General features: G+C 74.1%; 14 protein-coding genes. 6 read left to right on the top strand and 8 right to left on the bottom strand.

The annotated features are described in order from the left end of the window. The 3 genes from BMY97_RS12300 to BMY97_RS12290 form a co-directional block, all read right to left on the bottom strand. A complete protein-coding gene (locus BMY97_RS12300; RefSeq protein WP_091616898.1) occupies positions 1 to 2,655 on the bottom strand; it encodes a protein kinase domain-containing protein in 2,655 nt (884 codons plus the stop codon). Between the two features lie 57 nt (positions 2,656 to 2,712). Next, positions 2,713 to 4,554, bottom strand: coding sequence for an FUSC family protein (locus BMY97_RS12295; RefSeq protein ID WP_091617101.1), 1,842 nt, complete (start codon positions 4,552 to 4,554; stop codon positions 2,713 to 2,715). Positions 4,555 to 4,651: 97 nt separating this feature from the next. Then, positions 4,652 to 8,110, bottom strand: coding sequence for an indolepyruvate ferredoxin oxidoreductase family protein (locus BMY97_RS12290; RefSeq protein WP_245787280.1), 3,459 nt, complete (start codon positions 8,108 to 8,110; stop codon positions 4,652 to 4,654). A gap of 152 nt (positions 8,111 to 8,262) precedes the next feature. Here BMY97_RS12290 and BMY97_RS12285 point away from each other — a divergent pair, with 152 nt between their 5' ends. Both BMY97_RS12285 and BMY97_RS12280 read left to right on the top strand, forming a co-directional pair. Continuing rightward, complete coding sequence (locus BMY97_RS12285) at positions 8,263 to 8,703, top strand: Lrp/AsnC family transcriptional regulator (RefSeq protein ID WP_091616896.1); 441 nt, start codon at positions 8,263 to 8,265, stop codon at positions 8,701 to 8,703. 276 nt (positions 8,704 to 8,979) lie between these two features. Next, positions 8,980 to 9,471: a GNAT family N-acetyltransferase gene (locus BMY97_RS12280; RefSeq protein ID WP_091616895.1), complete on the top strand. Its 492-nt coding sequence runs from the start codon at positions 8,980 to 8,982 to the stop codon at positions 9,469 to 9,471. A gap of 226 nt (positions 9,472 to 9,697) precedes the next feature. On the opposite strand, the gene BMY97_RS12275 is transcribed toward BMY97_RS12280, so the two are convergent. Then, positions 9,698 to 9,895, bottom strand: coding sequence for a hypothetical protein (locus BMY97_RS12275; RefSeq protein WP_091616894.1), 198 nt, complete (start codon positions 9,893 to 9,895; stop codon positions 9,698 to 9,700). Positions 9,896 to 9,966: 71 nt separating this feature from the next. Between BMY97_RS12275 and BMY97_RS12270 the strand changes: the two genes are divergently transcribed. After that, entirely contained in the window at positions 9,967 to 10,224 is a 258-nt protein-coding gene (locus BMY97_RS12270) for a MarR family transcriptional regulator (protein ID WP_245787279.1), read from the top strand. A gap of 45 nt (positions 10,225 to 10,269) precedes the next feature. Here the strand turns inward: BMY97_RS12270 and BMY97_RS12265 are convergent, their stop codons facing one another. Then, positions 10,270 to 11,205 (bottom strand): hypothetical protein, encoded by a 936-nt coding sequence (locus BMY97_RS12265; RefSeq protein ID WP_091616892.1) that lies wholly within the window; start codon positions 11,203 to 11,205, stop codon positions 10,270 to 10,272. Between the two features lie 127 nt (positions 11,206 to 11,332). Between BMY97_RS12265 and BMY97_RS12260 the strand changes: the two genes are divergently transcribed. Both BMY97_RS12260 and BMY97_RS12255 read left to right on the top strand, forming a co-directional pair. Continuing rightward, complete coding sequence (locus BMY97_RS12260; RefSeq protein WP_091616891.1) at positions 11,333 to 12,475, top strand: zinc-binding metallopeptidase family protein; 1,143 nt, start codon at positions 11,333 to 11,335, stop codon at positions 12,473 to 12,475. A 61-nt stretch (positions 12,476 to 12,536) separates the two neighbouring features. Then, the gene (locus tag BMY97_RS12255) at positions 12,537 to 13,358 is read left to right on the top strand and encodes an alpha/beta fold hydrolase (protein ID WP_091616890.1); all 822 of its coding nucleotides are present in this window, start codon (positions 12,537 to 12,539) and stop codon (positions 13,356 to 13,358) included. On the opposite strand, the gene BMY97_RS12250 is transcribed toward BMY97_RS12255, so the two are convergent. Continuing rightward, a complete protein-coding gene (locus tag BMY97_RS12250) occupies positions 13,327 to 13,866 on the bottom strand; it encodes an RBBP9/YdeN family alpha/beta hydrolase (RefSeq protein WP_091616889.1) in 540 nt (179 codons plus the stop codon). The two genes, BMY97_RS12255 and BMY97_RS12250, sit on opposite strands and share 32 nt — an antisense overlap. Positions 13,867 to 13,934: 68 nt before the next feature. Here BMY97_RS12250 and BMY97_RS12245 point away from each other — a divergent pair, with 68 nt between their 5' ends. Next, complete coding sequence (locus tag BMY97_RS12245) at positions 13,935 to 14,912, top strand: pirin family protein (RefSeq protein ID WP_091616888.1); 978 nt, start codon at positions 13,935 to 13,937, stop codon at positions 14,910 to 14,912. A 186-nt stretch (positions 14,913 to 15,098) separates the two neighbouring features. Here the strand turns inward: BMY97_RS12245 and BMY97_RS12240 are convergent, their stop codons facing one another. Then, positions 15,099 to 15,983, bottom strand: coding sequence for an alpha/beta fold hydrolase (locus BMY97_RS12240; RefSeq protein ID WP_091616887.1), 885 nt, complete (start codon positions 15,981 to 15,983; stop codon positions 15,099 to 15,101). Between the two features lie 27 nt (positions 15,984 to 16,010). Continuing rightward, positions 16,011 to 17,075 carry a tartrate dehydrogenase gene (locus tag BMY97_RS12235; protein ID WP_091616886.1) on the bottom strand — a complete coding sequence of 355 codons (1,065 nt, stop codon included), beginning with the start codon at positions 17,073 to 17,075 and terminating at the stop codon, positions 16,011 to 16,013. Positions 17,076 to 17,110: the final 35 nt, after the last annotated feature.

The following is a 17,110-nucleotide window of genomic DNA, read 5'->3' as shown; positions in this document are numbered from 1 at the left end:
TCACTTGCCCGCGGGCAGCGCCGCCACGAGCAGGACCCCGCGGTCCTGGTCGACCACGTACGCGCGGCTCCCGTCCGGCGCGAGCGCGACCGAGGCCGAGTTGTCCGCCGTCACCGGCAGGGTCCCGCGTGTCTTGCCGGTGGCGACGTCGATGATCGTCAGCACGTTGCCCTCGCCGTGGGCGTAGGCGGTCCGGCCGTCGGGTGCGAAAGCGACGTTGACGGCCGGTTTGTCGAACGTGACAGTCCCGGTGACGCTGTGCGAGGCGACGTCGACCAGATCCACCTGGGGCCGATCGGCTTCGGCGACGTACAGGTGCCGGCCGTCCGGGCTGTATGTCGGCGAGAAAGCCGGGCCGCCCACCGGAACGGTGGCGGCGACGTGGCCGTCCGCGCGGTCGAGCAGGACCAGGTTCGGGTCGTCGAAGCTGGTCACCGCGAGGGTGGTCCCGTCCGGTGACAGCGCGACGAAGTCCGGCGAGGTGATCGGGTACCGCCGGGTGACCACGCCGGCGCGCAGGTCGACCTCCACCACGAGCCCGTCGCGCTGCAGCGCCGTGTAGCCGAACCGGCCGTCGGCGGAGATCGCCATCGAGTACGCGCGGGCCTGCAGCGGCACGGTCCGCAGGACGGTGGCCGTCGCGGTATCGATCTGCTGCAACCCTTGCGGCACAGCGATCCACGCCGCGTCGCCGGAGGGGGTGAAGGCCACGCCGGAGGGGTTGCCGGGCATCGGGATCGTCGCGACGCGCGCGCTCGTGGCCACGTCGACGACGCTGACGGTCCCGCCACCCTCGTCCGCGACGTAGACCCGCCGGCCATCGGGCGCCACGGCCAGCCCGAACGGCGCCTGGCCGACCGGGACACTGCTCACGGTCCCGGCAGGCAGCGGCGGCAGGACCGCCGGCTTCGGCTTCGCAACCGGCGATTCCGCGGGCGGGCTCCCTGCCGACGGTGTTCCGGCGGACGCCCCCGACGCGACCGGCACAGCCGTGCCCGCCACTTGCCGAGACTGCCCGGCCACCGCGGCGGCCGTGATCCCGCCACCCAGCACCAGCACCACGGCGACCAGCGCGACGACCCGGAGCCGACGACGCGCGGGCCCGCCCTCACGGCTCGGCCCGCCACTGTTCCCGGGGCCGCCGACGTTCCCGAGCCCGGGCCCGGAGCCGCCACTGCGCGCGAAGCACTGATTGCCGCCGCCGGTCCCGGGCACGCCAGCATTCCCGGCCCCGCCAGCACTCCCAGGCCCACCGGCGCCCCCAGGCAGACCAGCACTCCCGGGCACACCGCCGGGCACGGGCACGCCGGCATTCCCAGCCCCGCCAGCACTCCCAGGCCCACCGGTGCCCCCAGGCAGACCAGCACTCCCGGGCACACCGCCGAGCACGGGCACGCCAGCGCTCCCCGCCCCACCAGCACTCCCAGGCCCACCGGCATTCGCGGGCCCACCGCCGTTCGCGGGCACACCGCCGTTCGCGGGCACGCCAGCATTCCCAGCTCCGCCAGCACTCCCAGGCACACCGGCGCCCCCGGGCGGACCGCCACCCCCAGGCCCACCAGCGCCCCCGGGCGGACCGCCACCCCCAGGCCCACCAGCGTTCCCAGGCTCACCGCCGTTCGCGGGCGCGCCAGCATTCCCAGCCCCGCCAGCACTCCCAGGCCCACCGCGGGGCGCGGGCGCGCCAGGGCTCCCAGCCCCGAAGCTGCCACCCGGTGCGAAGCCGTCGCTGCGGGTGGGCTGAAGCCTGCGGACCGGCGGCACCGCTCCGGGTCCGGCATCGGGTCCGGCATCGGGCTGACCCGATGGCGGCGCGACCGTCGGCGCCGCGGTCCCGGACAGTGCCGCCCGGACCGCTGATGCCAGCGCACCCGCTGTGGCGTAACGGTTTTCAGCCCGTTTCGCCATGCCGGTGGCGACCACGGCGTCGAACTCCGGCGGGAGGAACGGGTGTTCGGCGGCGGGTCGCGGCGGGGGCTGGTCGAGGTGGGCCCGCATCGCTTCCGGGAGGCTGCCCGTGACGAACGGCGGGCGGCCGGTGAGGCAGGTGTAGAAGAGGCAAGCCAGCGAGTAGACGTCGGCGCGGTGGTCGACCGGCCCGGTCTCGAACTGTTCGGGCGCCATGTAGTCCGGCGTCCCGGTGATCCGGGACCCGCCGGTCGCGGTGAGGTCCGGGCGGCTCGCGATGCCGAAGTCGAACAGGTACACGAAATCGTCGTCGAGGACCCGCACGTTGGACGGTTTGAGGTCGCGGTGCACGAGACCGTCGCCGTGGGCCAGGTCGAGCACGCCGGCCAGCTGGTCCACCACCGAGGCCGCGCGGGCGGGCGGCAGCGGCCCGTCCTCGATGAGCACAGTGGACAGATCGCGGCCGCCGACCAGCTCCATGTCGAGGTACAGCCGCCCGTCGACCTCGCCGTAGCGGTGGATGGGCACCACGTGCGGGCTGCGCAGCGCCGCCGCCAGCTTCGACTCACGGCGGAACCGCGCCCGGAACGCCGGGTCCAGCGCGAGCCCGGAGGGCAGCAGCTTGAGCGCGACGAGCCGGTCGTCGTGCTCGGTGTCGCGCGCCCGCCACACCTCGCCCATACCGCCGGCGCCGATCATCGACTCGAGCGCGTACGGGCCCAGGTGGACCGTTCCCTCTTCCGTCACAGGCCGACCATAAGCCGCGAAACCGGGACCGGTCCCCCATCCGCCAAGATCATGCCGTTACGACGACTGGGGCGCGAGCACCGGCCGGGCGTGCTGCACCCGCAGGACGTCGGCGAGGATCAGGTCCGCGACCAGGCGCTGCTCGTCGTCGGCGGGCTCCGGGAGCGCGGGCGGCGCAGTGCCGTCGGCCAGCGCGCGGGCGGCGCCTTCGGCGAACGCGGCCAGCCCGGCCGAGCCGCCGCGCAGCATGGCGCCCGCGGACGACGCGAGCCCGCGCAGCCCGTCGGCCGCCTCGTCGAGGGCTTCGCGCTGGGCGTCGTCCGGCTGACGGCTGCCCGCTTCCGGGCTGAGCAGGTCCTGATGTGTGCGCACGGCGGCGCGGAACCGCAGGCCCAGCTCCCGCTGCGCCGGTGGTTCGCCGCGCAGCCGGGACGCGACGGCGGTGAGCAGGTCGCCCATCGCGGCCGTGGCGTCGGCGAACCGCCGCGCCACCGACGGCTTCGGCACCCCCGGCACGGCGGCGAAGCCGAACAGCAGGCCGATCACCACGGCCAGCAGCACCAGCAGGAGGTACTCCACGAGCACCGACACCGCGTCGAGGTGCCGCGTGGTCGCGTTCACCCCGACGCTCATCAGCACGATGCACCCGTTGAACACCATGGGTTTCGTCTGCATGAACGGGAATCCGACGAGCAGCGCGACGAGCCCGACGGGCAGCAGCGCCGAATGCGGCAGCAGCCACAGCACCAGCGCGAGCACCACGGCGCCGGCCACCGCGCCCGCGCCTCGCTGCCAGGCCTTCGACAGGGTGTCGCGCCACTCCGGCTGCATGATCGCGTACGTGGTCATCAGGAACGACACGGTGAGCGGGTCGCCGGGCCGCAGGCTCGCCACGATGACCGCGACCAGCATGCCCAGCGCGCACCGGACCGCGTGCCGCAGCTGGGCCGAGCGCCACGACAGCGCACCGGCCGCCTCGTGCCGCACGGCTTCCTCGACGAGGTGGCGCGGGAAGTCCACAGTGGACTCATCCCGGACGGCGGCCGCCGCGTGCACGGCCTCGACCGCGGTCCACAGCTCGTCGATCAGCCGGCGCGTCTCGCCCGGCAGGTCCACGGTCACCTCGACGCGGGTGACCGCGGCGAGTTCGGCCGGGGCGTTCTTCTCGCGGACGGCTTCGGCGATCCGCGCCAGCTCCTCCTTGGCCGCGGCGAGCACGGCGGTGACCGCTTCGGACGGCTCCGGGTCCAGCGCGCGGAGCCGGTCGCCCAGCACCGCGGTGGTGCCGTGGGCGCGTAGCCCCGCGCCGAGCACCCGGGCCTGCCAGGCGCGCGGCCGGTCGGCCAGCCAGAGCCGGGTCGCCCGCTCGGCGCTGCCGGAGTCCGGGCCGGCCAGCGCGTCGGCCAGCGCGGCGCGGGTCGGCTTGCCGGGGTCGCCGAGGCCCATCAGCAGCCGCAGCACGAACACCACAGCCACGGCGAGCGCGGGCGCCCCGATGATCTGCGCGGTGCTCGCGGAGCCGGTCAGCTGGAAGCCGTAGCCGAACACCGACGCCATGCCCAGGCCGAGCCCGACCGTCACGAACCGCGCGCCGAGCGCGGGCAGCAGCGCGGACACGAACACCACCAGCGTCAGCAGCGCCACCGCCGCCACCACCGAGAACTGGCCGAGCAGCCTCGGCCCGGCCGCGCCGACGATCACCGCGGGCGCGAACACCGCCAGCAGCCGCAGGTCGGGCCGCAACGGCCCGCCGTTCGCCGCGATGAAGCAGAACAGGGCGGTCAGCCCGGACAGGATCATCGTCCCGCCGAGCCCGACGGCCGCGCCGATCCCCGCCGTCCCGCCGACCACCACCAGGATGACGGCGAGCATCCCGCCGCCGCGCGCCAGAGCGTTCACGCCCACCTCACCGTCGTCGATCTCCGGCAGGAGCCTCGCACCCCCGGCCCGGGCCCGCCACCGCGGGTCCCGCGTCCTTTGTGGACGCGACGGCGGCTCAGGCCGTGATCGTCTCCAGCAGCTCCGCCGCGCGCTCCCGGAACCGCGCCACGGCGGCCAGCTTGATGTCCTCGTACCCGCGGACGGCGTCGGGCAGCGCGGCCAGTTCCGTGACGGCTTCGGCGGTCTTCTCGTCCAGGTGGGCCAGCGCGCGGTCGACGAGGTGCTGATACTCCCCTGGCAGCGCGCGCTCCACGCGGCGGACGCGGGCGTAGCCGAACACGTCGGCCTTCGTGCCACGCAGCCGGCGCGCGCCGCGCAGGGCCCGGAAGGCGACCGTGGCCGTGCGGCCGCGCAGGCGGATCTTGCGCTTCATCCCCATCGCGCGCAGCACGGGCGGGTGCAGCAGCACGGCGACGTCCGCGTCGGTGCCGAACTCCGCTTCACGGCGAGCCCGCTCCACCGGGTCGAGGTGCAGCCGCGCGACCTCGTATTCGTCCTTGTACGCCAGCAGTTTGTGCAGGCCCTTCGCGAACGCCGTGCCGATCCGCGCGCCCGTCTCCTCGTCCGTGCGCCCGGCCGCTTCGGCGGCGACCCGGCGGACCTCGGCGGCGTACCGGCGGGCCAGCGCCTCGTCCTGGAAGCCGATCAGGTCCGCGACCCGCGGCGCCAGCACGGCCTCCAGATCACCGGAAGCGATCGACGCGGCGACGGCGCCGACCTCGACCGGCGCCACTGCCGGCGCGGCGATGGCTTCCCGGACGGCAGCCGCGTCGAGCACCGCGGCGCGGCCCCAGCGGAACGCGGCCAGGGTCTTGTCGACGGCCGTGCCGTTGAGCCGGATCGCGGCCTCGATCGCGTCGGCCGAGATCGGCACCGCGCCGTGCTGGTAGGCGGCGCCGATCAGCAGCATGTTGGCCGGCATGTGGTCGCCGAACAGCGTCTCGGACAGCTGGTTCGCGTCCAGCGGCAGCAGGTCCGCGGTGACGGCGGCGATCTGCTCCAGCGCGTCGTCCGGCGAGCCCGGCAGGACGACGCGGTGGGTGACCATCGCGGCCGTCGGCACCACCGCGGTGTTCACCACGGCGACCGTGTGCCCGGCGCGCGCGGTGGCGAGGTTGCCCGCGTCGGCGGCGCCGAGCAGGTCGAAGCCCACCAGCACGTCGACCGTGGCCCGCGACGCGCGCAGCGAGCCGACCAGCGGGGTCTTGGAGATCCGCACGTCGGAGACGACCGGGCCGCCCTTCTGCGCCAGCCCGGTCTGCTCCAGCCCGGCCGCGAACCGGCCGTCGAGGTGCGCGGCCATCTGGAGCACCTGCGAGATCGTCACCACGCCGGTGCCGCCGACCCCCGGCATCCGCAGCAGCACGCTGTCCACTTCGGACAGACGTGACGCCGGATCGGACAGCGCCACCGGCAGTTCCGGCGCCTCGCGCCGCCGCGGCGCGCCCGGCGTCACGAGCAGGAACGACGGGCAGTCGCCCTTGAGGCAGGTGAAGTCGCTGTTGCAGGAGGACTGGTGGATCCGCGTCTTGGCGCCGAACTCCGAGTCGACCGGCCGCACCGAAAGGCAGGTGGACACGTCGCCGCAGTCACCGCAGCCCTCGCACACGCGCTCGTTGACGACCACGCGCTCGGCCGGGGTGGGCAGCTGGCCGCGCTTGCGCAGCCGCCGCTCCTCGGCCGCGCACCGGTCGTCGTGGATCAGCACGGTGACGCCCTCGGTCGCGGACAGCTCGGCCTCCACCTCGGCGAAATCGTCACGATGGCGCACGGAGGCGATCGGGTCGAGCGTGATGCCGCGGTAGTCCGCCGGGCTGTCCGTGGTGACCACGATCCGGCGCACGCCCTCGACGGCCAGCAGCCGCGTGATCGAGGGGACGTCCATCCGGCCTTCGGCGCGCTGCCCGCCGGTCATCGCGACGGCGTCGTTGTAGAGCAGCTTGTACGTCATCGTTACGCCACCAGCCACGGCCGCGCGGATCGCGAGCGAGCCGGAGTGGTGGAACGTGCCGTCGCCGAGGTTCTGCACGAAGTGCGGGTCGTCGGTGAACGGCGCGAGCCCGAGCCACTGCGCGCCCTCGCCGCCCATCTGCGTGAGGCCGACCTGGTGGCCGCGGCCCGCCCCGTCGATCGCCACCATGGCGTGGCAGCCGATGCCGACGCCGACCAGCGTGTCGTCCGAGGTGCGCGTGGAAACGTTGTGCGGGCAGCCGGAGCAGAAGAACGGCGTGCGCGGCGCGGTCGCCGTCGGCAGGGCGATCCGCGCGGGCCGCGGCGGCGCGATCGCACCCAAGTGGACAGTGGCCGCCCGCGGCAGCCGGTCCGGCCCCACGACGGCCTCGATCCGCTTCGCGAGCGCGCGGGCGACGTCCTCGGCACCGAGCTGGCCGCGCGCGGTGAGCAGCGGGCGGCCGTTCTCGTCGCGGCGGCCGACGACGTTCGGCGCGCCGGGCCGTCGGTAGAGCGCCTCCTTGAGGTGCCCTTCGAGGAACGGCACCTTGTCCTCGACCACCAGCACCTCGTCGAGGCCCTCGGTGAGCTCCGCCAGCGCACCGGCGTCGATCGGGTAAGGCATGGCCAAGCGGATCAGCCGCAGGCCGAGCGCGTCCATCGCGGCCTCGTCGAGCCCCAGGTCCTGCACCGCCCGCTGCAGCACGGCGTACCCGGTGCCCGACGCGAGCACGCCCAGCTTCGGCGCGCGGGCGGAGAAGGTGACGCGGTTCAGGCCGGTCTCCCGGGCGTACGCGCGGGCCAGCTCGAGGCGGCGGGTCAGCTGGTCGTGCTCGGCGTCCAGCGCCGGGGCGCCGACCAGCGCCGGCCCGGTCGGGCGCTGGGTTTCCGGCGGCATCGGGATGCCGTGGCGCAGGGCGCCGACGTCGATGGTGGCCGACGCGTCGGCGATGTCCGCCACGATCTTCAGCCCGGTCCACAACCCGCTCGCCCGCGAAAGCGCGACCGCGTGCAGGCCGAACTCGATGATCTCCGGCACGCTGCCCGGCGCGAGCAGCGGCATCACCAGGCTCTGCGCCATCGGCTCGCACGAGCTGGGCACGGTCGAGGACTTGCACGCCGGGTCGTCGCCGATCCACGCCACCGCGCCGCCGAGGCTCGCCGTGCCCGCCAGGTTGCCGTGGCGGATGGCGTCGGCCGCGCGGTCGAGGCCCGGGTTCTTGCCGTACCAGAAGCCGGTGACCCCGGCGTGGCGCCGGCCCGGCACGTTGCCGAGCAGCTGCGTGCCGGCCACCGCGGTGGCGGCCAGCTCCTCGTTCACCCCGGGGCGGAAGACCACGCCGGCCGGGTCGAGGAACCGCTTGGCCCGCCCCAGCTCCTGGTCGAGCCCGCCCAGCGGCGAGCCCTGGTAGCCCGAGACGAACGCCCGGGTGTCGAGGCCGCGCGCCCCGTCGAGCCGCCGCTGCTCCAGCACCAGCCGGACGAGCGCCTGCACCCCGGACATCAGCGCCCGCCCGTGGTCGGCGACGTACTTGTCGTCCAGCGAAACCGGTTCCGTGAGCACGGTGGCGCTCCTCTCGCTCGGGGACCTGTGGGGTGGCACACAGCAGAACCGACACTTTCTCACGGTGCAAGATCCGTGTTCACTCCGACGGGTGGCACGCAACTATGTAACGTGGAACGACGGTCCTGTTCGATTTCTTGCGCGGAGGCTCGATGAGCGCGGTAGACGACATCGACCTGCGGCTGATCGGCTTCCTGCGGCTCGACGGCCGCCGGTCGTACGCCGACATGGCGGCCGAGGTCGGCCTCTCGCTGCCCGCGGTGAAGCGCCGCGTGGACCGGCTGCAGAGCGCCGGCGTGATCACCGGCTTCACCGCGAAAGTGGACTACACGAAGCTCGGCTGGAGCATCGAAGCGTTCACTGAGCTGCGCTACACCGGCCGCACCCGCCCACCGGACATCGAACGGCTCGCCCTCGACCTGCCCGAGGTCCAGGCCGTCTACCTGATCGCCGGCGACCCGGACGCCCTGTGCCACATCCGCGCGAAGGACGTGACGCACCTGCGCGAGGTCATCGACGCCATCCGCAGCTCGGGCGGGGTGATGGGCACCAAGACGTTTATCACCCTCGGCAGCTCGACCGAACCGGCCTGACCGGAGGCGCGGCGGTCGTAGTACTGTATAGGGCGTTATACACTTCGCTCTGGCGGGCAGGAAGTGGATCAGGCGTCGCCGCAGTTCAGTGACCGGCTTTGCGCTGCATTGCACGCTCCAGGCGTGCATGCTGCCCGGGTTGTCGTGCCAGGCAGTCTGCCGGTCGGGCGGCTGAAGGCGAGCTGAGCCGATTCGAGTTCCTCGGGCTCGGCGTGGCGAACCAGCCGGCCCGAAACTCCCTTGCCCAGCCCCGCTTTCCCGGGTGATCGTGGGGGTATGACGGTCATCCGGGAACTCACGGTGGACGACTGGGCCGACTGGCGGGCGCTGCGGCTCATCGCGCTCGGCGAGGCACCGCACGCGTTCGGCGCGCGGCTGGCGGAGTGGCAGGGCGAGGGTGACACCGAGGCGCGCTGGCGGCAGCGGCTGCTCGACCTGCCGTTCAACGTGCTGGCCGAGGTCGGCGGGCACGACGCCGGGATGGCCAGCGGCACCGTGCCCGACGAAAACGCCACCGTGAGCCTGCATTCGATGTACGTGGCGGCTTTCGCGCGCGGGCACGGCGTCGGCGACGCGTTGATCGAGGCCGTCGCCGGCTGGGCGCTGAGCTGCGGCGCCCGGCGGCTGCGGCTGCAGGTGTTCGACGACAACGAGGCGGCCATCGCGCTCTACCGGCGGCACGGGTTCGCCGCGGCGGGCACCGTGCGGTACCCGCGGCCCGCGCTGGAGATGGTCCGCGAGGTCAGGCACCCGTCCCGTTCGGCCTGATCGGCACGCCGGGTCCGGTCCCGGCGGGGGCAAACGGCGCCGACGAGCGCGACCCGTCCCTTCGACCACGCCGGCAGGTGGATCTGGCTGACCACGTCGAAGAACAGGCTTCGGGCGTGGGAGCGCAGCCCGTCGGCGCCGATCACCAGGTCGAAGGTGCGCTGCCGGCGCTGCGGAAGGTCACGTCGACCCCGGTTTCGTGGTCGTGCGCCGTACAGCAGGCCGGTCAGGTCACCGCGGCGCAGCTCGACGTCGTGGCCCGGACCTCGGGCAGCAGGCCCATCCGGCGGACGACCTCGACCGCCGTCCCGCGGATGTCGATCGGGTAGCCGCCGCCGCGGACCTCGAAGCCGTACCGGTTCAGCCAGTACGCGAGGGCGGGGCCGGCGATGCCGGTCCCCGAAACGAGCACGGTCCTGGTCATGGTTCTCCTCCTGGGCTGACCACGGCAGGCGGAATATGCCGGGCGCGAGCCTCCGCTTCCGGACGCTCGCGATGGCTGAGCCGCGGGCGCCCTTCGAGCAAGCGCTCGCAGCCGCCGGGCTCACGCTGGAGCGGCCCGCGATGACCGTGCTCGCCACCCTCCAGCTGGCCGGACAGCCGTTGCGCGTCGGCGAAATCGCCGCCCGGATGCAGGTGGTGGGCCTGCACGTCACCCGGCACGTGAACGGGCTCGAGAAGCGCGGCCTGCTCACCCGGCTGGCCGACGACTTTTCCGGCCACTTGCCGACGCTGGGCGACGAAAGCCGGTAGCTGCCCGGACCGGTGTCCGAGCGGCTGCGGCGAGCGCTGAGCGGGCTAGTGCCGGGGCTGGGAAAAGCCCAGGAACTCCTGCTGCTCCCGGTCGTAGCGCTGGGTGAGGCCGTTGCCGTAGCGGTCCCACCAGTTCGCGGTGTGGCCGCCCTGGTGGGTGGTCGTGCCGCCGTAGACCTGCTGGTCGTACTCGATCCGGGCGTCGTGGAACTGCTGCTGGAACTCCTGCGGCGAGAGGCCTTGGATCTGCTGCACCGCGGCCGGGTCGAGGGTCCGCGCGCTCTGCACGATGTCCGCGCCGCCCATGTGGTTCAGGATCGCGCGGACGCCGCCCGCGCCCCGCATGTGCGCCCCGGACATGACCGCGGCCTGCGTGCCGGGGTCGGTGAAGTTGAGCGCGCCGGCCTGGCGGGCGTTGCCGGTCATCAGGTCCGCGACGACGGCGTGCTCCTCGGCGCTGCCGATGCCGTACTGCTGCCGGGCGGCCATGATCTGGTCGTAGCCGTTGTGCATGTTCTGCCGGAAGCCGTAGGCCTCGGGCACCCCGCCCTGCTCGCCGGTCGCGCCCTCGGACTGCATGATCGAGTCGACGACGCGGGAGTCGAGCTGCGTCGGCGCGGCGGCCGGTGCGGCGGCGCCCCCGCCGGTAGCCGGAGTGGCCGCCTGCGCGGTCCGGGTCCCGCCGCCGAAGCCCTCGGCGACGGCGCTGTCGGCGTCGGTGTAGCCGTTGGCCGCGGTCTGGACCTTGCCGTTCACCTCGCCGATCAGGCTGACGAGCTTGCCCAGCGCGGAGCCGATCTGGGACTGCAGCGTGGAATTCGCCGCGGCGACCCCGCTGCCGATGCCGGCGAACGACAGCGCGTCGATCACCAGCGTCTCCAGGTCGCGGGTCGCCGAGAGGGCGGAGGCGCCGAGGCCCTCCACGTTCTTCACGATCGACGACACCTCGGCCGGCACCACCCGGTAAGTCCCCGCTGTCATGGCTGCTCCGTCCCGGTTCGCCCGTCGTTGTCGGCATCGAGAATTCCCCACCGGAACCCTCACGCCCACGGTCGAATTACCCACTGGTCGCGGTCAAAACGGCCCGCGGGTGGGTATGTAGCCGCGCATGGAGCCCGACGAAGCCCGCCACGAGCGGGTGGACCAGGAGATTGAGCGTCTGGACGAGCGCCTGTGGTCGCTCGCCGGCGAGCTGCACGCCAACCCGGAGCTGGCTGGTGAAGAGCACGAAGCGGTGAAGCGGCTGACGGCCGAGCTGGCGGCCGAGGGGTTCGACGTCAGACACGGCGTCGCGGGCGTGCCGACGGCCTTCACCGCGCGGTACGGCGCCGGGCGTCCGTGCGTCGCGCTGCTGCTGGCGTACGACGCGCTGCCCGGCCTGGGCCACGCGCGCGGACACAACCTCGTCGCGGCGGCCGGGCTCGGCGCGGCGCTGGCCGCGCGCCGGGTGCTGGGCGGCGACCCCGGGTCGCTGCTGGTCGTCGGCTGCCCGGCCGACGAGACCGCCCCGGCCCGGGCCGGCGTATTCGACGAGGCCGACGCGGCGCTGGTGTTCCACCCGGGCGCGCACTCCTGGACGTGGACCCCGCTGGCCGCCCGGGCCGAGCTGCGGCTGACGTTCCACGGCCGCGGCGCCGGCCTGGCCGCCCCGGAGCCGGGCATCGACGCGCTCGCCGCGCTGATCCAGGCGTTCACCGGGGTGGCGGCCCTGCGCTCGCGGCTGCCACCGGGCGCGCGTGTGCAGGGCATCGTCACGCGCGGCGGCGAGACCACCGACGTCGTGCCGGACCTGGCCGAGGGGCGGTTCGGGCTGCACGCCCGGACCACGGCGGAACTCGACCGGCTGACGGCCGACGTGACCGCGTGCGCCGAAGGGGCGGCGCTGGCCACCGGTGCGAAGGCCGTCGTCGAGCAGCTGGACGCCGGCTCGCACTTTCGCGACAACCCCGTGCTGTCCGGGCGGTTCAGCCGGCACCTCGCCGCGTGCGGGATCCACTCGACCCCGCCGGACCCCGGGGTTTTCGCGGGCGGCTCGGCGATCGGCGAGGTGAGTATCCGGGTGCCGTCCATCCGGCCGCTGATCGCGATCGTCGACCCGGGGCACGCCGATCGCCCGCGTGAGTTCGCCGCCGCCGCGGCGTCCCCGCGCGGGCGCACCGTCCTGCTGGCGGCCGCCGCGGCGCTCGGCCGGACCGCGGTGGACCTGCTGGCCCATCCGGCCCTGGTTTTCCAGGCGTGGAACAGCTCGTGAGTGTTCCGGGCGGTTCTCACCGTCGTAGCCACTCACGAGCCCCGTGGCTACGATCGCCGCCATGGGGACCACTCGGGATCTGACCTTGGCCGACGGCCGCGCGCTGCGCGTCCACGACACCGGCCGCGGCGCCGCGCTGACCGTGGTGTGGCATCACGGCACGCCGCAGACCGGGGCGCTGCTGCCCCCGCTGGTCGAGGCCGCGGACGCGCGGGACATCCGGGTGATCTCCTACGGCCGCCCCGGTTACGGCGGTTCGGCGGTTCAGCCGGGACGCACCGTCGCGTCGGCGGCCGACGACGTCCGGCAGCTCGCCGACGCGCTCGGCGTCGGCCGGTTCGCGACGATGGGCGCGTCCGGTGGCGGGCCGCACGCGCTGGCGTGCGCCGCGCTGTTGCCCGACCGGGTTTCGGGCGTGACGTGTTACGCGAGCCCGGCGCCGTACACCGAGGAATTCGATTGGTACGCGGGCATGATCGACGACGGCGGGCCGCGCGCGGGCCGCGAAGGCAGGGAAGCGAGGCTGGCCCACGGCGAGGCGGCCGAGTTCAACGAGGACCAGTTCCTCCCCGTCGATTGGAAAGCGCTGGAGACGACGTGGGCCTCGCTGGGCCAGGACGCCGGCGCGGCCGGCGGGAGCGCCGAGGCCCAGGCGGACGACGACGTCGCGTTCACCTCGCCGTGGGGCTTCGAGCCGGCGGCCGTCACCGCCCCGGTGCTGCTCGCCCAGGGCGGCGCGGACCGCGTGATCCCCGCTTCCCACGCCGAATCGCTCCTGCGCGGCCTGCCGAACGCCGAGCTGTGGCTCCGTCCCCGAGACGGTCACATCTCGATCCTCGAAACCGTCCCGGTCACGCTGGACTGGCTGCTCGCCCTCCGCTGAGACCAGCCAGCAACGGCTCACCGTCCGGCCACGGCCCGTACGCGCCGGTCAGGTGGCCGACCTCGCCGATCGACACGTACTCGGCGCCCCACTGCGCGGCGAAGTACGCGGCGCGGGCCGGCGACATCCACCGGTCGTTCGCGCTGGCGGCGAGGATCGACGGGAACGGCAGCCGCCCGCGCGGGATCGGGGCGAAGCCGGCGAGGGCCGGCTCCTGGTTTTCCTCGACGTCGGCGGGTGTCACGAGCAGCGCGCCCCGCACCGGCCGGGCGGCGCCGGCGGCCACCCAGTGCAGCACGGTCAGCGCCCCCAGGCTGTGCCCCACCAGGACGGGCGGCTCCGCGAGCGCGGCGACGGCTTCGTCCAGCCGAGCCACCCAGCCCGCCCGCTCCGGGTGCTCCCAGTCGTCCTGGAGCACCCGCGAGGAACCGGGCAGCCGATCCGCCCACACCGACTGCCAGTCGCCGGGATCCGGCCCGTACCACCCGTCCACGAACACCACGCTCATGCCGCCATTATCGGAGTTCCGGCTAACGTGATCGCCGAGGCCGTGACAACCACCGGAGGTCCACCGCGATGAGCAACATCGAAGCCGCGCCCGGCGAGCTGACCTGCGGCGCCGGCCCCGCCGGGGAAGCGGGCCGGGTCCAGGTCCTCGAGGCCCGCGAGGTGCCGCTCGGCGGGGTGCGGGCGATGTCGGTGCGCCGGACGCTGCCGCAGCGCCGCCGTTCCCTCATCGGCGCCTGGTGCTTCGCCGACCATTACGGCCCGGACGACACGCGCGTTTCGGGCGGCATGGCCGTCGGCTCGCACCCGCACACCGGGCTGCAGACCGTCAGCTGGCTCTTCGCGGGCGAGATCGAGCACCGGGACAGCCTCGGCTCCCACGCGATGGTCCGGCCCGGCGAGCTGAACCTGATGACCGGCGGGCACGGCATCTGCCACTCCGAGGTCTCCACGCCGGAAACCACGACGCTGCACGGCGTCCAGCTCTGGGTCGCGCTGCCCGGCGAGCACCGGCACGCCGCCCGCGGCTTCCAGCACCACGTCCCGCCGGTCACCGTTCTCGACGGCGCCACCGCGCGGGTCTTCCTCGGCACGCTCGCGGGCGAGACCTCGCCGGTGGAGACGTTCACACCGCTGCTCGGCGCGGAGCTGACCCTCGATCCGGGCGCGCGCCTCACGCTTGACGCCGACCCGGCGTTCGAGCACGGCGTACTGGTCGACACCGGGTCGGTCACCTTCGCCGGCACCGCACTGGCCGGCACCGAGCTGGGCTTCCTCGACGCCGGCGCCGCCAAGCTGGAGCTGGCCAACACCGGCGAGGGCCCGGCGCGCGTGCTGGTGCTGGGCGGTCCGCCGTTCGGCGAGGAAATCCTGATGTGGTGGAACTTCGTGGCCCGCACGCACGAGGAAGTCGTCGCCTTCCGCGAAGCCTGGCAGTCCGGGTCGGACCAGTTCGGCGCGATCCCCGAGGTGCCGGGCGCGCCGCGCATCCCGGCGCCGGTGCTGCCCGCCGTGCGGATCCGGCCGCGGGGGAATCCGGCACGGTGAGCCCCCCGCTCAGCCAAAAAACTCCACCAACTCCCGCGCGACGTCCACCGGCGCCTCCTCCGGCAAGTATTGGTCCGAGGCCGCGGACGTCGGCGGAATAACCACGCCAGACCTCGAACACGTCGCACCGGCGCCACTCACCATGCGGATCAAGCCGCGCAGCAATCCGACGCACTGAACCCCCGCTCAGCCAAAGAACTCCACCAACTCCCGCGCGACGTCCACCGGCGCCTCCTCCGGCAGGTAGTGATCCGAAGCCAACGCGCGACCACGCACGTCGGCGGCATAACCACGCCAGACGTCGAGCACGTCGTAGCTGCGGCCCACGAAGCTGCGCTCGCCCCACAAAGCCAGCAGCGGCACGGTGATCCGGCGGCCCGCCGCCGCGTCGGCGTCGTCGTGGCGCAGGTCGATCGAGGTGGCCGCGCGATAGTCCGAACAGGACGCCGCGATCGCGGCCGGGTCGAAGCAGCGGACGTACTCGTCCAGCGCCGCGGGGTCGAACGCCGTGCCGCCGGCGTGCCGGGCGCCCATCCGCGCGCGGATCCAGAACTCCGGGTCGCCGCTGATCAGGCGTTCCGGGATCCCGTGGCCCGCGGCCAGGAAGAACCAGTGGTAGTAACCGAGGCCGAACGCGGCGTCGGCGTGGGCGAAGGTGTGCCGCGTGGGCACGATGTCCAGCACCGCCAGCCGGCTGACGACGGCGGGATGGTCGAGCGCCATCCGGTGCGCGACCCGGCCGCCGCGGTCGTGCCCGGCCACGGCGAACCGCTCGAAGCCCAGCTCCCGCATCAGCGACACCTGGTCGGCGGCCATCGCGCGCTTGGCGTACTCGGCGTCGTCCGGGCCGGGCGCGGGCTTGTCGCTGTCGCCGTAGCCGCGCAGGTCGGCGGCCACCACGGTGAACCGCCGCGCGAGCACCGGGGCGACGTGGTGCCAGATCACGTGCGTCTGCGGATATCCGTGCAGCAGCAGCAAAGGCGGGCCCTCACCGCCGATCGCGCAGTGGATCCGCACACCGCAGGCGTCCACCGTCCGGTGCTCGAACGGACTGGGCAGCGGGACACTCATCGGCACACCTCCGGCTCGGACAACACCTCAGCCCACCCCGGCGGCGTCGAGCACCGCGCGGGTGAACGAAACGGTAGTGGCGCTGCCGCCCAGATCCGGCGTCCGCAGCGCGGTTTTCGCGAACACGTCCGCGATCGCCGACTCGACCTCGGCGGCGGCGTCGGCGTGGCCGAGGTGCGCCAGCAGCATCGCGGCGGTCCAGATCGCGCCGACCGGGTTCGCGATCCCGCGCCCGGCGATGTCCGGCGCGGACCCGTGCACCGGCTCGAACATCGACGGGTGCTCGCGCCCGGGGTTGATGTTGGCCGCGGGCGCCATGCCGATGCCGCCCGCGACGGCGGCCGCGAGGTCGCTCAGGATGTCGCCGAACAGGTTCGACCCGACGATCACGTCGAACCGCGCCGGGTCCAGCACCAGCTTCGCGGCGAGCGCGTCGATGTGCTCGGACTCGACCGCCACCCCGGGCCGGGCGGCGGCGCGCTCGGCCACCAGCTCGTCCCAGAACGGCAGGGTGTGCACGATGCCGTTGGACTTCGTCGCCGACGTCAGCCGCCCGCCGCGCTGTTCGGCGAGGCCCAGCGCGTAGTCGACCACCCGAGTCACGCCGGCGCGGGTGAACACCGCCTCCTGCACGGCCAGCTCGTCCGGGAAGCCGCGGTTCAGCCGGCCGCCGATCTCGCTGTACTCCCCCTCGACGTTTTCCCGCACCACCACCAGGTCCACCTCGCCGGGCCGCGCCGCGCGCACCGGGCTCTCGACCCCTTCGAACACGCGGATCGGCCGCAGGTTGACGTACTGGCGAAAGCCGCGGCGCAGCGGGATCAGCAAGCCCCACAACGAAACGTGGTCGGGCACGCCGGGCTGCCCGACGGCGCCGAGGAAGATCGCGTCGTGGTGGCGGACGCGGTCGAGCCCGTCGGCGGGCATCATCGCGCCCTCGGCGAGGTAACGCGCGCAGGACCAGTCGAACTCGTCGTAGGCGAAGGTGATGCCGTGGCGGGCCCCGACCGCGTCGAGCACGGCGCACGCCGCCGGGGTCACCTCGCGGCCGATCCCGTCACCGGGGATCAGGGCGATGCGGTGGTTGGTCATGCCCCCATGCCACCAGCGCGGGCCGGGCGGCGTCC

It is taken from the genome of Amycolatopsis saalfeldensis (genome assembly GCF_900110575.1).
GTDB lineage: Bacteria > Actinomycetota > Actinomycetes > Mycobacteriales > Pseudonocardiaceae > Amycolatopsis > Amycolatopsis saalfeldensis.
The sequence above is the reverse complement of the archived record's forward strand: the minus strand, read 5'-3'. Positions and strand labels throughout refer to the sequence as shown.

Coding starts and splice junctions, on each gene's coding strand:
- BMY97_RS12270 (WP_245787279.1), top strand. CDS start 9,967: ATGGCTGAGCCGCGGGCGCCCTTCGAGCAAGCGCTCGCAGCCGCCGGG.
- BMY97_RS12250 (WP_091616889.1), bottom strand. CDS start 13,866: ATGAGCGTGGTGTTCGTGGACGGGTGGTACGGGCCGGATCCCGGCGAC.
- BMY97_RS12280 (WP_091616895.1), top strand. CDS start 8,980: ATGACGGTCATCCGGGAACTCACGGTGGACGACTGGGCCGACTGGCGG.
- BMY97_RS12265 (WP_091616892.1), bottom strand. CDS start 11,205: ATGACAGCGGGGACTTACCGGGTGGTGCCGGCCGAGGTGTCGTCGATC.
- BMY97_RS12235 (WP_091616886.1), bottom strand. CDS start 17,075: ATGACCAACCACCGCATCGCCCTGATCCCCGGTGACGGGATCGGCCGC.
- BMY97_RS12245 (WP_091616888.1), top strand. CDS start 13,935: ATGAGCAACATCGAAGCCGCGCCCGGCGAGCTGACCTGCGGCGCCGGC.
- BMY97_RS12260 (WP_091616891.1), top strand. CDS start 11,333: ATGGAGCCCGACGAAGCCCGCCACGAGCGGGTGGACCAGGAGATTGAG.
- BMY97_RS12285 (WP_091616896.1), top strand. CDS start 8,263: ATGAGCGCGGTAGACGACATCGACCTGCGGCTGATCGGCTTCCTGCGG.
- BMY97_RS12240 (WP_091616887.1), bottom strand. CDS start 15,983: ATGAGTGTCCCGCTGCCCAGTCCGTTCGAGCACCGGACGGTGGACGCC.
- BMY97_RS12255 (WP_091616890.1), top strand. CDS start 12,537: ATGGGGACCACTCGGGATCTGACCTTGGCCGACGGCCGCGCGCTGCGC.
- BMY97_RS12275 (WP_091616894.1), bottom strand. CDS start 9,895: ATGACCAGGACCGTGCTCGTTTCGGGGACCGGCATCGCCGGCCCCGCC.